Annotated in this window: 13 protein-coding genes and 1 pseudogene; 9 read left to right on the plus strand and 5 right to left on the minus strand. The window is 60.1% G+C overall.

What is annotated here, in order from left to right:
* Positions 1-14 precede the first annotated feature (14 nt).
* The 4 genes from ACUCV3_RS06575 to ACUCV3_RS06590 are packed head-to-tail and all read left to right on the plus strand — an operon-like array spanning position 15 to position 2,665.
* Positions 15-1,016, plus strand: a complete 1,002-nt coding sequence (locus tag ACUCV3_RS06575) for an HNH endonuclease (protein WP_482240452.1) — start codon at positions 15-17, stop codon at positions 1,014-1,016.
* Between the two features lie 54 nt (positions 1,017-1,070).
* On the plus strand, positions 1,071-1,799 hold the full coding sequence (locus tag ACUCV3_RS06580; protein ID WP_482240453.1) for a hypothetical protein: 729 nt from the start codon (positions 1,071-1,073) through the stop codon (positions 1,797-1,799).
* Entirely contained in the window at positions 1,786-2,208 is a 423-nt protein-coding gene (locus ACUCV3_RS06585; RefSeq protein ID WP_482240454.1) for a hypothetical protein, read from the plus strand. The genes ACUCV3_RS06580 and ACUCV3_RS06585 overlap by 14 nt, the downstream gene beginning before the upstream one ends.
* Complete coding sequence (locus ACUCV3_RS06590; RefSeq protein ID WP_482240455.1) at positions 2,099-2,665, plus strand: MFS transporter; 567 nt, start codon at positions 2,099-2,101, stop codon at positions 2,663-2,665. The genes ACUCV3_RS06585 and ACUCV3_RS06590 overlap by 110 nt, the downstream gene beginning before the upstream one ends.
* 12 nt (positions 2,666-2,677) lie before the next feature.
* Here the strand turns inward: ACUCV3_RS06590 and ACUCV3_RS06595 are convergent, their stop codons facing one another.
* A complete protein-coding gene (locus ACUCV3_RS06595) occupies positions 2,678-3,445 on the minus strand; it encodes a helix-turn-helix domain-containing protein (RefSeq protein WP_482240528.1) in 768 nt (255 codons plus the stop codon).
* Between the two features lie 37 nt (positions 3,446-3,482).
* A pseudogene (locus ACUCV3_RS06600) lies at positions 3,483-3,713 on the minus strand (LysR family transcriptional regulator); the annotation flags it as partial.
* On the opposite strand from ACUCV3_RS06600, the gene ACUCV3_RS06605 reads away from it, so the two are divergent.
* Positions 3,694-4,179, plus strand: coding sequence for a nuclear transport factor 2 family protein (locus tag ACUCV3_RS06605; protein WP_482240456.1), 486 nt, complete (start codon positions 3,694-3,696; stop codon positions 4,177-4,179). The pseudogene ACUCV3_RS06600 and the gene ACUCV3_RS06605 overlap by 20 nt on opposite strands.
* Before the next feature lie 227 nt (positions 4,180-4,406).
* Here ACUCV3_RS06605 and ACUCV3_RS06610 read toward each other — a convergent pair whose 3' ends face one another.
* Genes ACUCV3_RS06610 through ACUCV3_RS06620 form a run of 3 tightly spaced genes read right to left on the minus strand, consistent with a single transcriptional unit; the run spans position 4,407 to position 6,434 of the window.
* Complete coding sequence (locus ACUCV3_RS06610; RefSeq protein ID WP_482240457.1) at positions 4,407-5,345, minus strand: 3'-5' exonuclease; 939 nt, start codon at positions 5,343-5,345, stop codon at positions 4,407-4,409.
* Positions 5,305-5,973 carry an RES family NAD+ phosphorylase gene (locus tag ACUCV3_RS06615; RefSeq protein WP_482240529.1) on the minus strand — a complete coding sequence of 223 codons (669 nt, stop codon included), beginning with the start codon at positions 5,971-5,973 and terminating at the stop codon, positions 5,305-5,307. The genes ACUCV3_RS06610 and ACUCV3_RS06615 overlap by 41 nt, the downstream gene beginning before the upstream one ends.
* A 47-nt stretch (positions 5,974-6,020) precedes the next feature.
* A complete protein-coding gene (locus ACUCV3_RS06620; RefSeq protein ID WP_482240530.1) occupies positions 6,021-6,434 on the minus strand; it encodes an MbcA/ParS/Xre antitoxin family protein in 414 nt (137 codons plus the stop codon).
* Between the two features lie 479 nt (positions 6,435-6,913).
* On the opposite strand from ACUCV3_RS06620, the gene ACUCV3_RS06625 reads away from it, so the two are divergent.
* The 4 genes from ACUCV3_RS06625 (at position 6,914) to ACUCV3_RS06640 (ending at position 12,319) form a co-directional block, all read left to right on the plus strand.
* On the plus strand, positions 6,914-7,507 hold the full coding sequence (locus ACUCV3_RS06625; protein ID WP_048938674.1) for a hypothetical protein: 594 nt from the start codon (positions 6,914-6,916) through the stop codon (positions 7,505-7,507).
* 25 nt (positions 7,508-7,532) lie between these two features.
* The gene (locus tag ACUCV3_RS06630) at positions 7,533-8,642 is read left to right on the plus strand and encodes a helix-turn-helix domain-containing protein (protein WP_482240458.1); all 1,110 of its coding nucleotides are present in this window, start codon (positions 7,533-7,535) and stop codon (positions 8,640-8,642) included.
* A gap of 81 nt (positions 8,643-8,723) precedes the next feature.
* Positions 8,724-10,673 carry an ATP-dependent nuclease gene (locus ACUCV3_RS06635; RefSeq protein WP_482240459.1) on the plus strand — a complete coding sequence of 650 codons (1,950 nt, stop codon included), beginning with the start codon at positions 8,724-8,726 and terminating at the stop codon, positions 10,671-10,673.
* A complete protein-coding gene (locus tag ACUCV3_RS06640; protein ID WP_482240460.1) occupies positions 10,670-12,319 on the plus strand; it encodes a UvrD-helicase domain-containing protein in 1,650 nt (549 codons plus the stop codon). The genes ACUCV3_RS06635 and ACUCV3_RS06640 overlap by 4 nt, the downstream gene beginning before the upstream one ends.
* Positions 12,320-12,395: the final 76 nt, after the last annotated feature.

Here is a 12,395-nt window from a genome sequence, read left to right on the forward strand (position 1 = left end):
CAGGAACGCTCCGCGTGACCTCGCCAAAAGCATGGTCGCTACTCGCCGTCGAAGGTGTCAGGCAATATGGCGGGAATACGGGATACGAAGACGATCCCTCTGCGATCTACCGCTACGACAGCGACGTCGCCAATCATCGAAACGTTGCCAGTGGCGATGTAGCGGTCATCCGATCGGGCACTTCTGTCCTTGGCATCGGAACGATTGAAGCGATCGTCGAGGGCCAAGGGTCGAAGGTCCGCCAGCGTTGCCCCGAATGCGGCACGGTCAATATCAAGGCGCGCACGACACAATCTCCTCGATGGCGCTGCACGAACGCGCACTTCTTCGAACGGGCGGCCGAGGAAACGGTTCAGGTCGCGACATTCGAGGCCCACTACGGAAAGACCTTCAAGGCGTGTCCTTCCGAAGTGACCCTCGGGGTACTCAACGATGCCGTCATCCGCCCCAGTGATCAGATGTCGATCAAGGAAATCGATCTGGCGCGCTTGGAACTCATCCTGCTGTCTCAACCGGAAATCGTGCCGATCGTTCGAAATCACGTACGCCGCCTAGCCCCCGAAGCAACCGGTACTGAAGGTAATGGAAGCGCGAACTCGATCATCGAGGAGCGGCGTCGTGTCCTCAGGGCAATTGCGCTGCGCCGCGGTCAGGCCCGATTTAGAAAGCGCCTGATTGATCGCTATGGCGCCCGATGTCAGATCAGTGGCTGCGAATTCCCCGGCTTGGTTGAGGCTGCGCATGTCAGTCCGTACGCTCGGTCCAGTGACAACAGCGAGACCAATGGCCTTCTTCTACGCAGTGACCTGCACACACTTTTTGATCTTGGTCTTCTTGGCATCGACCCGGTGACGCTGGAAGTAGCGATACATCAGGACGCCAAGCTTGCCGGGTATGACCTGTTCGACGGAAGGAAACTGAGCGTAAACGCTACCTCAGGCCCGAACAGGGCTGCTCTGAAGGAGCGCTGGGCCTTCTACAGCGATCGACTGACGTCGCAGGACACTGACCAATGAAGCCGTTCACCGCCAGGCCACGCAAAAAAACACGCGACGCTGCGGGAGGTCTAGTTGGCTGAGGCAGACGCTCGCTATCGGATCATCTTCGCGCGCGAGTTCGAGATGGCGCCATCGGAGCCCGGTACCATCGTTATCGTGCCAAATCCGCGTGTCCGTTCGCGGGCAGCGCAGATTGACGCAGACATAACGATCCACCCGCGCAAGGAAACCGGGATCGAGTTCGGTCGCCTCGGATTTCAGGGGTATGTCGGGTTTGTCGATGGGCGGCCACACAAGTCGACAAGTCAGACTCTCCCGCAGATCTTCAACGTCCGCAACGAGACAGCGCTCGAACCCACTCAGATCGAGAGCTTCTTCTTCACGATGCTTCCCGCGATCGGCGCCTATCGCGAACTCGTCAATCAGGCTGGTCCCGCCGAGGCCCGTCTGATCCTTCTCAGCCTGCATGACATGGTCGAGGGTGATGGTGCACCCGCACGACGAAACTGGTATCGGTCCGCGCGGGAAAGCCTTCTTTTCCAAGGCACATTCCTGCGCACCAGCGAGGCGTATTTCGCCTGGAAGAACGCTGGGACGCTCCTCGACGGCACACAGTTCGAGGAAATCGGTCGTCTTTCCGAAACGCTGTTCATCGACTACCAGCTTGCCGGCCGGCCGAACGCGCAAATTCGAACGCTATACGACTTCTCCCCTGTCCCGCGTCCTCTATCCCGGCTCAAGGCGATAGCGGCCCGCTGTTCGAAGACGCCGCGACAGGGAGAGTCCGATGACGGTCGATAACGCGGCGATCCAGACGCAGTCGGAAAAGCGCAGTCTACGGCCAGGACGGGCCTGGCTCGTGCTGCTGGGTGCCAGCCTCTGCATCTTCGCCGGAAATGCCGCGGTTCCTTACTATACCTTTGGCGTCTTCCTCCCGGAGATCCTGGCGGACACGGGATGGTCCGGACCGGTCGTAGCAGCGGCGGTAGGGCCCGGCCTCCTCGCAGCCGCGGTCATGGCGCCACTTGCAGGAATGGCCAGCGACCGCTTCGGCGTGCGCTCGATCATCCTCTTCGGCGCGCCTGCTCCTGGGCGAAGCCTTGCGGACATCCCGCTTCTGGAAGCTTTGCGCGATCTTCCTGGTGCTGACCGCCGTCTTGGGCGGGACTGCGGTCGTGTTCCCCGTGATCCTGAGAATGCATGGCGCTGATCCTGCTACAGCAGCGTCGATCATGTCAGTGATCGGGATCGCCATGTTCGTTGGCCGCCTGGCACTTGGCTTGCTGCTCGACCGCTGGTTTGCCCCGCTGATCACGATCGGCATCACACTTATCGGGATGATGGCCTTTGCCATCATGGCGGTCAGCACCAGTAGTCCCGCCTTGATTCTCTCGGCGGCGTTCCTGGGCTTCGGCCTCGGATCGGAATATGCGGTAACAGCCTACCTGGCCTCGCGGGCCTTCGGCGTGCGAGCCTTCGGATCGATCTACGGGCTGATAACGGCAGCCACCAGCGTCGGGGCAGCACTTGGCCCAGCACTATTGGGGGCCGCGCTTGTCTCTTCGGTCAGCCTCGGAACGATCGCAGCAATTGCCCTCGGCGTGCTTGCAGTGCCGATTATCCTGCTGCTGACTGTCTCCCGCAACGATCTCCCCTTCCAGCAATGAGCTAACGGCCTATCAGGAGAGCTCATCCGTTTCGCCGGCGGACCGGCGTGACAGCCGGTATTCGCGTGGGGCGGCCCCTGTATGGGCTCGGAAAGCACGGGCGAACACGAAGCTGCTCCCATAGCCGAGACGGGTGCGGATCTGCTCGATGGTCATGTCGGATCTCGCAAGCAGGTCCTCCGCGATCGTCATGCGCCATCGGGTGACATATTGGATCGGCGTAATGCCGACCACCTGCTTGAAGCGTTCTGCAAAGGTGGTACGCGACAGATATGCCTCGCGGGACAGGGCGGCGACCGTCCAGTCCGTCGCAGGTTTTGCGTGAATGGCCGCTAGGGCTCGGCTGATACTCGGATCGCCAAGACCGGCCAGCAGGCCGATCGGCACGCCGGGCTGGGACATGGCCGACCGCAGAATCTGGATGAAGAGCAGGTCCATCAACCGAGTCGCCACGGCCATGTATCCTTGGCGTGTCCCTTGGCTCTCGAGATGAATGAACTCGAGCGCCATCTTCAGCTGGGGGCCCAGTTCCTGGCCCTCGGTGGCAAGATGCATCAGCGGCGGCAACTGGTCCGTCAAAATTGCTGCCGCGCGTCCCTTGAGCGAGAAAATGCCAGATAGGATCGTGACATCCTTCTCTTCGCTGCCGGCATTCAGGATGTTGGGCTGGTTCAGGGTGCCGCTGGTCCAGAATTCCAGGCCGCTGGCGGTGATGAGGTCGCGAGCGGTCTGGAGGGGGCTTTGGACCGACGAAGCCAGCGCATGCGATGGCCATTGCATTGCGACCACCAGGTCGCCCTGAGAGATCCCCGAAGCTTTCCCGCAGCCGAAGCAGGATACCGCTTACGGCTGGCTGCGTCAGACCGACCCGGCTTGCCGCCTTTGTTACGCTCCGTTCCTCGATCAACGCGTGCAGGACCTTGAGCAGGTTGAGGTCCAAGCTCTTAATATCACGCTGCATGATGTTGCCGATATTCAATTGTGATTGGCGTGATATTACTTGATCTGCCATCAAACTCCAGTGCCAAGTGACACTGGAGAAGATCATGAGTTCGGCAACAGACCTGCTGCGTTCCTATGTTGATGGGCCGCACGACGCGGAAACGATCCTTTCGCTCTTCGCCAAGGATGGCGTGCTGGAAGCGCCCTATTTTGCCACATTCGACATGCCCTGGCGGTTTGAAGGCCATGAGGCGCTCGCGAAGACCTTCAGTCATCTCGCGCATATCTACCCGGACCTTCATTTCGAGAACCTCCGCGTCACCTGCGCAAGCGGGAACGTGGCAGTCGGGGAATATGAGTTCATCGCAACGTCGGCGCGCACCGGTCGCCGCGTGCACCAGCTTTCGAGCATCATGGTCGTCGAGAAGGACGGTAAGATAGCCCTGCTTCGGGAATTCCAGAACATTGCTGAAATCGCGCTCGCCATATTCCCCGATGGCCTGGGCAGCGTGCCCATGCCCGACGATCGCAACCTGCAGATCGGCGCCTTTTCTGGCCGGGACGACAAATAGCAAAATCCAGAATCAAAGGAGAGTGTCGTGCGGGCTCTTGAAGGACAATGTGCAATCATCACGGGTGCGGCCGGTTCGCTGGGCTATCCAGGCGGGTGATATCGAGATCGTGAAGGTCGGGAGAGCGACCTTGGTCCGCTATGACAGCCTCCAACGCTTGACCAGCAGATGAAGCTTGCGCGCCGGCCTCATGCGCGTGCTTGAAACCGAAGAGCCTTGGAAATTGGCTAGCGATGGCGCTCCATCGCAGTGACAGTAAGGAAGGCCGGGCCGCCGTGCCCGACATAGACGTCGCTCAGCAGCCAGGCCTCCTCTGCGTCCTTGTCGGCCTCCGCGATCGCCTTCCACCAGAAGCGCAGGACCGAATCCCATCGATATCCCCGCGCCTTCAGCCGGTCCTTCGCGTCAAAGGGCGCATCAATCGCATTGACACGATAGGTTGGTTTTTCCGAACAGGCGATGAGCTTGGCAAGGATGGTTTCGCCGTCCCGCAGACCATGAGCCAGCAGATAGATGAGTGCGAGGATATCATTCTCGGCGCGATGGCCTTCATAGAACCAACCGCACTGCGAGACGAGGTGAGCAAGGGCGCGGCCATCGAAGCCAAGCTCAAGCCAATCCAGTTCCGCCATGGAGCAGGCCCAGGGCTTGCCGGCGATGCCAGGCAGCCGGCGGTCAATGAACGGCCTGTCGAACGCCGCATTATGCGCGACGATGATGTCGGCGGACGAAAGGATCTCGACGGCCGCCGCCTCGTCTATGACCTGACCAGCGAGGTCATCCGCCGTAAGCCCGGTCAATTTGGTGATCCTGGGGTCGATCGGAATGCCCGGATCCTCACGCCAGACCCGAGACACGCCGACCTGAATTACGCGCCCCAGGCTATCGAACCGAAAACGCTGGACCGCCAGTTCGATGATCCTGTCGGTTTCTCGATCGAGGCCGGTCGTTTCTACGTCAACCGCAACGCCAATCCTGCTCGGCGCCCGTGGATCAGCATCATGGAAAGCCGTCACAGGCATCAACCGGCGCAGGACCCGATAATCAGGATGGTTGCTTAGCGCCTCCGCTGCGCGCTCGTGACGACCGTCAGCAGAGAACGTCATGATGCCAACGATCCCTTTGTCATTCTTCCACCACCCGGAAAACCGCGCCGCTCCCAGCATCCCTGACCAGATCGACCCGTTTACCGTCCCAATGATAGTCGAGATGCCTGCCCTGGACAGGACTGGAGGCACAGTCGGGGTAGAGGAGCCCGACACATTCTCCCCCAGCTTGCCGTACGCTCGGATAGGCTATCCCGTCAGAATCAGCCTTGCGCAGGGCAGCCCCCAGCAACTGGGCGGCCGCATAATCATCCGGATCGAGGCAAGCAGCGAACTGATCGCCCTGGCCGCGCAGATCATGAAGGTTCGCGCGAACCGTCAGGATGATTTCCCGAAACTGAGAGGTCCAACCGGGCGATTCAGCCGTGCGCGCCATGAACCGGGCATGATGATGAATCGTCTCGAACAGGGCGGTTTCATAGCGATCGGCGACATAGAGGACGCCATAGCTCCCATCAGAAAACCGGCTGGGACGGTCGACACTGACATGGGTGAAGGACGCCATCAGATAGGAAGCTCCGTTCCCACCCACCCGTCGCTCAGGAGGCACAAGGTCGAGATTCCCGATCGATGCCCTGATACGCGGGTTGGTCTTCTGCTCGGCCGACAGCAACAGAGGCCAATCCGCCGGATCGGCGATATCCTCAAACAGGTCGATGGGCGGGTAGACACTGCGGATGATCCGCACTGCGCCGTCCCATTCCACTCTGCAGATTGGCGGTTCGTTAGCCAGGGTCACCAGCCGCCGCGTTCCGCATCAAGATAACGCCGCACACGCATCAAGTCCGTCAGTTCACCGCCCAGCATGACATCAAGGGCGCTGGCGCCCTCAAAGGCAGTATTGTTCGCCTTCACCCAGCTATAGCCCCGCTGCGGCTCCTGAAAGAGGATGCGGAGAGCCTTATGGATGCCCATGAGATTGGAAAGTCGGGCAAGCCCATCGCGTGAAATGCGCCCCGGCCCGTCTGCCTTCCAGCGACGAAAGCTGCGCACGGGCATGTCGGTAAGAATGGCAGCCTGCTCATCGGTGACGCCCCATTTGGCGAACAGGCTGAGGGCGGCGCGGAACATCGCGCGACCTTCCTCCTGAGTGATGGGTTCCTGCCGGAAGGGGGCAGGGGCTGTCTCGACGGGTTGCAGTATAGCCATATAGAACGAAATAGATGATATGCTGCCAAATGGCAATTCATCGCGCGCCGGCCGGTTGCGAAAAAAAATCGCATAGTTTCACTTATTTTATTTGCAAAAAAACGATTTTATGAGCTGGTTCGCATAACATAATTTTATGCCATTCCTCACATAAGCTCTCGGCGGCGAACCCTGCGAGATATAATTGATGGCTGCCGGTGTCTGGCTTGGTCAGCCACTATGGTTGCGGCGACGTTGAGACATCTGCCGACCCATTTTAGCCGTTTAGAGCGTATGTCATGAACAGCAACTTATGTCAGAACCTGCCACCGACCTGTGCAATCTTTTGGAGAACATTGATCGTCGCCTAGGCTTTTGGCGCTGATGCCGCATCGGACCATACCAAAGCGTCAATCGGCTGGTTTACAGAATTGCTGCTAGTTGACAGATTTATCAATTAGCCCATAGTGCCTTTGAAAAGATGACGAGGGCCGACCGACATGACCAAGACCTTTCCTTGGGACTATCACAAGGATTTGACCGAAGAGCGCCTCGTTGCGGTCGGGCAGATGATCCTCGAGGCTCGGCGTTTGGCTGTCGAACTTTTCGATTCCGACATTGGTGACGATGGCTGGACCTTGGGGTGCCGTGCATCCCAGTTCGCTCGATACCGTATCCTCACGGCCTTCGACGGCCAGCGCTTTCCCTGGCTGACCGTGATCGATCGCTCCCGCCGTCTGATCTTCACGATCGGCGAGGTGCCGGTTCGCATTTATCGCGGTGAGGCGGAAGAGCCAACCGCCCGTACCCTTCATCAGAGCCTGAGCGAGCTGGACCAGCTTGGCTTCTCGTTCGATGAGCGCGATGAGGGTCACGATCTCGCTTACCGCTTTGCGGTTGAGACCGATGTCGATGGCAGCGCTCTCGCCGTCAAGTTCGTCGGCCTGCGCGGTGAGACGGCTGTGCTGAACTGGAACGTGCCTCTCGGTTTGGACGCATTCACTGGTGGCATCGGTATGCCAGCGACCGAGTCTGTTGAGCTCGATGCCCCCAGCGTGGGCGTGCGCGATCGTAAGACGAAAACAGGCGAGTAACGCCGTTCAAACGGCAAGGAATGAAATGGTCATTTCCGCTTTCCACGGGGAGCGCTTGCGCCTCGCTCGAGTGGCGCTGGGCTTGACGCTCGACCAATTGGGTGCGCGGGTCAGCGCCACACGCCAGTATCTTAACCAGCTCGAGCAAGGGCTGAAGGTACCCACCGACGAGATGCACGCCGCGCTCGCGGCAGCTCTCGGCATTGCGGAGCATTTCTTCGCGATCCCGGCATCGGCGGGGATTAGTCCGGAGCAGTGTCACTTCCGTAAGCAGCGCACGACACCCGTGTCCGTCGTCAGCCAGGTGCTGGCGCGCGGTACCCTGCTTGACGGTTTCGTTAGCAGGCTAGACCACGAACTCGATCTTCCGACCGTGTCTTTCCCCGATATTCCGGTGGCCAGCGCGGCCGAGATTGAAGCCGCGGCCGATCATGCGCGTGAGCATTGGCGGCTCGGAACCGGTCCGATCTCGAGCATGATGCGGGTTGTGGAAAATGCTGGGGCCGTGGTCAGCTTCTTCAGTGGTGTGTCCGAACGGGTGGACGCTCTTTCAATAGATTGTGTTCGGCCAATGATCATCCGCAGCGAGGCGAAGCCTGCCGCCTGCAGGCTGCGTTTCGACTTGGCGCATGAGGCCGGGCACCTCATCATGCATCGAGGCATTCAAACCGGCGATAAGGTAACGGAGGATCAGGCAAACCGGTTTGCCAGCGCCTTCCTGTTGCCCCGCTCTTCGTTCATCCATGAGTTTCCGCGCAGCCGCCTCCTAGACTGGTCGGCCATATTCTCGCTGAAACTCCGCTGGAAGGTATCAGCCGCTGCGATACTGCGGCGAGCCTATGACCTTAGGATGATCTCTCCGGATCAGTATCGGACCGGCTACATCCATCTTAGCAAGACCGGCCAAAGGCGCGCTGAGCGCTTCGACGATCAGATCCCCACAGAGATGCCCGAACTCCTGCCCAAGGCTTTGCAGGCCCTCGAGGCAGCATTTCCCGGTTCACTGACCCGCATGGTCGATGCCTCGGGTTTGCAGGCCGAGATGTTCGAGCACGTCTCTGGCCTTGCGCTGCCAGTGGAAAAGACACCAGACGACAACATCGTTCCGATTAACCGTTGGAAATCAAGCATTTAATAGGATGTTGCCGATACGGCCTGAGTGCTAGGATCGCGTGCATAAGAGTGCGCGACATCGGATTGGATAAAGGGGATTGTCGTGAAGTTGGTGGAGTTAAGACTGTCGAATTTCCGCTGCTTCGGACCAGAAGCGACGAAAATTTCGCTCGCAAATACGACCTTCATTTTGGGCCCTAATGGCTCAGGCAAGACGGCGGTCTTGCAGGCGCTCGGAAGAATGTTCAGTCTCGACCCCGCGCAGCGTAAGATCCGCACGTCGGATTTTCACATCTCATCGGATGAAGACCCGGAGGACGCACCTTCGACGCGAGATCTGTGGATTGAGGCCGACTTCGAGTTCCCCGAGTTAGCCGATGCCGGTGCCGATGAGGCAGAGGACGGCACAATGCCGGCCGTCGCAGGCAACTTCTCCCATCTCCAGATGGAAACAGACGACGCGTCGGTTCGAATTCGCTTCCGCCTCCAAGCCAGCCTCGACGAGGACGGGGACATCGAAGAAAGCTTCACCCATGTGACGCAGGTCGACGATGATGGAGTTCCAACCGTCCAAGGCAGGGTTTCCAAGCAGGACCGGGCCGCGGTGCAGGTCCATTACCTGCCAGCTCGGCGCAATCCCGCAGACCATATCTCTTACGCCGCCAACGCTTTGCTCGGCCGCGCACTTCGTGCCGCCAACTGGTCGGCGGAGCGCCAGACGATCTCGGCTCTCACGGAGCAGATCAGCGCAGCGCTCGTCGGCAACGCGTCGGTTAAGGGGATCGGTGATGAGGTCACCAAGCTCTGGGAATCGCTTCACAAGGGAAAATTTTACGCCAATCCGACTCTGTCGTTCGCTCAGAGCGAAATCGAAAATTTGCTGCGGCATCTCAGCCTGAGCTTCGCGCCCGGTCACGATACGCCGCAGGTCGACTTCTCCCGACTAAGCGACGGTCAGCAATCCCTGCTGTACATTACGCTCGTTCTCGCGATGCGGGCCATCGGCAATGCAGTGCTTGCCGGCGACACCAATGCATTCGACATCGACAAGCTGCGCCCACCGCTTTTCACACTCGTTGCGGTCGAAGAGCCCGAGAACAGCCTGTCCCCGCACTATCTTGGTCGCGTTCTACGGACGCTGAGCGAGTTCGCGGAAGACGGCGATGCACAAGCCGTCATCGCGACCCATGCTCCCTCGCTGCTGCGCCGCGTCGAACCGGAGAGCATCCGCTACCTGCGCCTCGACGAGGAGCGGCGCACTACGGTGTCCCGGATCACTATGCCAAGCGGGGCCGAAGCGCACAAATATGTCCGTGAAGCGATCCAAGCCTTTCCCGAGCTCTACTTCGCGAGACTGCTGATCCTAGGCGAGGGAGACAGCGAGGAGGTGGTGTTGCCACGTTTGCTCGCGGCGCGTGGTATCCTGGCCGACGATGCCTCGATCTCGGTCGTTCCGCTGGGTGGACGGCACGTGAACCATTTCTGGCGCCTGCTGAGCGATCTCGGCATTCCATTCGTAACGTTGCTAGATCTCGACCTCGCGCGCCACCAGGGTGGCTGGGGCCGGATCAAATACGCGGCGAAGCAGCTGCTGCGATTCCAGGAAGACCCGGTGGACTTCGATGAGGAAGGTGCGGACGCGATTCCCAAGTGGGACAGCAAGCAAGGCCTGATGCTCAACGACGATGGCTGGATCGCCACGCTGGAAAAGAATGCGGTGTTCTTTTCCTCTCCGCTCGACCTCGACTTCATGATGATCGAGGCGTTTCCCGACGCCTATGGCCTGACCGATGCCGAACTCGAGGATCCAGACGACGGCACGATCGACGCCGTGCTCGGCAAGTCACACGACGCGCTCGGCGGTCAATATGACGATGCCCAGCAGCAACTGTTCGGGGCGTATCAGGAACGTTTCAAGCTCGGCAGCAAGCCGAGTTGGCACATCCGGGCGATGGCCAAACTCGACGACGACGCGCTGCTCGAAAGCATGCCCGAGGTTCTCGACCGAATGTTCGACCGCATCGAGGAGAAGCTCGCGGAATTGCCGGAATGATTCCCATCGGGCGCTGGGCGCCATCCGATGGGCTGGTCCTGGAGCCGAATGCGCTCGATGCGGCGAAGGAGACGGCTCGCAATCTCGCGCTCACCGCGGGTCCCGGCGCCGGCAAGACCGAGATGCTCGCCCAGCGCGCCGACTTCCTGCTGCGCACCGCGACCTGCCGCTATCCGCGCCGCATCCTCGCCATCTCCTTCAAGGTCGACGCGGCCCAGAATCTGCGAGCACGAGTCCGGCGGCGCTGCGGAGCCGATCTTGGGGCGCGGCTAGACAGCTATACGTTTCATGCCTTCGCGAAGCGTCTGATCGACCAATTCCGCCCGGTGCTAAAGGGCGCGAATGCGCTCGACCCGGATTATTCGATCGGCCAGCGGCGCGTTCAGCGAACATCGATCACCTTCGCCGACATGGTGCCGCTCGCCCAGACGATCATCGAGAATAGCCGTATCGCCCGCAACGCCGTTCGGCAGACCTACAGCCATGTCTTTCTGGACGAGTTCCAAGACTGCACAGCCGATCAATATGCGCTCATTACCGCCTGCTTCGGCGGATCCACATGCCTGCTGACCGCCGTTGGCGATACCAAGCAGAGTATCATGGGCTGGGCTGGCGCGCTCGAAGGCATTTTCCAGACGTTCGCGGACGACTTCACTGCACACCCGCTCAATCTCTACCAGAATTTCCGTTCCGCACCCACCCTGCGGCGAATGCAGAATGCAATGGTGCGGGTGATGGACCCGCTCGCCGCCTTGGACGATGCCGACATCGTCGGGAACGAAGGGTCGATCGCCATCCTCAATTTCGCGGACGACGAAGAAGAGGCCGAAGGCATCGCGGCCCGGGTTCAGCAGCTCGCTGATGATGACGGCGTTTCCCTGTCGGAAATCGCTATCCTCGTCAGCAAACAGCAGCAACTATATTGCCAAAAGCTGATTGCGGCCTTCGACGCCTGCGGCATTGCCTATCGGGAAGAGGACGCAACCCAAAATTTGGCTTCGGAGCCGGCGGCGCGCCTTATCGTGGACTTTCTTCTGGTCACAAGCAGTCCCCGGCAGCCGGCAGCGCATCGCCGCCTGCTGGATCTCGTCGTTTTCAACCAAGGCGTCGACGAGGAACGCGAGTATCAGCTGCGCTCGAAGTGGAACCGGCTGCTCGGCGAGACGCGCAAGGCGATCGCGACCGGCAAGATCGATCTGTCACACAAGCCTGATCTCGAAAAGCTGGTGGATACGCTGCTTGCCGCGGTCGGCAGCGAAGCCATCGTAGCGATGTCCTCGACATATGCGCAGGGCGACATGCTGGCGACCTGCATCGTTGAAACCGTGGATCGCGCGCACGAGTTGCTATGCGGCGGGGTAGACCCAGCCACAGCGCTCTCGTCCTTCTCGGGGGATCGTGCGGTACGCATCATGTCGATCCACAAGAGCAAGGGACTCGAATTCGACACGGTGTTCATGCTTGGCGTCGAGGAGGAAACCTTCTGGGGCAAGCAGGCGGACGAGCGTTCGGCGTTCTTCGTTGGCATATCCCGCGCTAAGCTCCGTCTGTTCCTCACGGTCTGCGAGGAGCGCTCCAGACCTGAGGGCGCGGGCCGATGGACCGTCGCGCGGCGACCTCATGAGGAGTTCCTAAGCTATGTTTGATCACACGACCCGGAGAGGGCTTTAGCGGATCTACGACTGGCCGCTGTCAGCGCAACCGGACATTACTTTTCGTGGT

It is taken from the genome of Sphingobium sp. VMM, from assembly GCF_056790315.1.

What these genes read in the sequence shown, in the direction of transcription:
- ACUCV3_RS06585 (WP_482240454.1), top strand. Translation starts at nt 1,786, where the DNA reads ATGACGGTCGATAACGCGGCGATCCAGACGCAGTCGGAAAAGCGCAGT.
- ACUCV3_RS06595 (WP_482240528.1), bottom strand. Translation starts at nt 3,445, where the DNA reads ATGCAATGGCCATCGCATGCGCTGGCTTCGTCGGTCCAAAGCCCCCTC.
- ACUCV3_RS06610 (WP_482240457.1), bottom strand. Translation starts at nt 5,345, where the DNA reads ATGCTGGGAGCGGCGCGGTTTTCCGGGTGGTGGAAGAATGACAAAGGG.
- ACUCV3_RS06620 (WP_482240530.1), bottom strand. Translation starts at nt 6,434, where the DNA reads ATGGCTATACTGCAACCCGTCGAGACAGCCCCTGCCCCCTTCCGGCAG.
- ACUCV3_RS06625 (WP_048938674.1), top strand. Translation starts at nt 6,914, where the DNA reads ATGACCAAGACCTTTCCTTGGGACTATCACAAGGATTTGACCGAAGAG.
- ACUCV3_RS06630 (WP_482240458.1), top strand. Translation starts at nt 7,533, where the DNA reads ATGGTCATTTCCGCTTTCCACGGGGAGCGCTTGCGCCTCGCTCGAGTG.
- ACUCV3_RS06640 (WP_482240460.1), top strand. Translation starts at nt 10,670, where the DNA reads ATGATTCCCATCGGGCGCTGGGCGCCATCCGATGGGCTGGTCCTGGAG.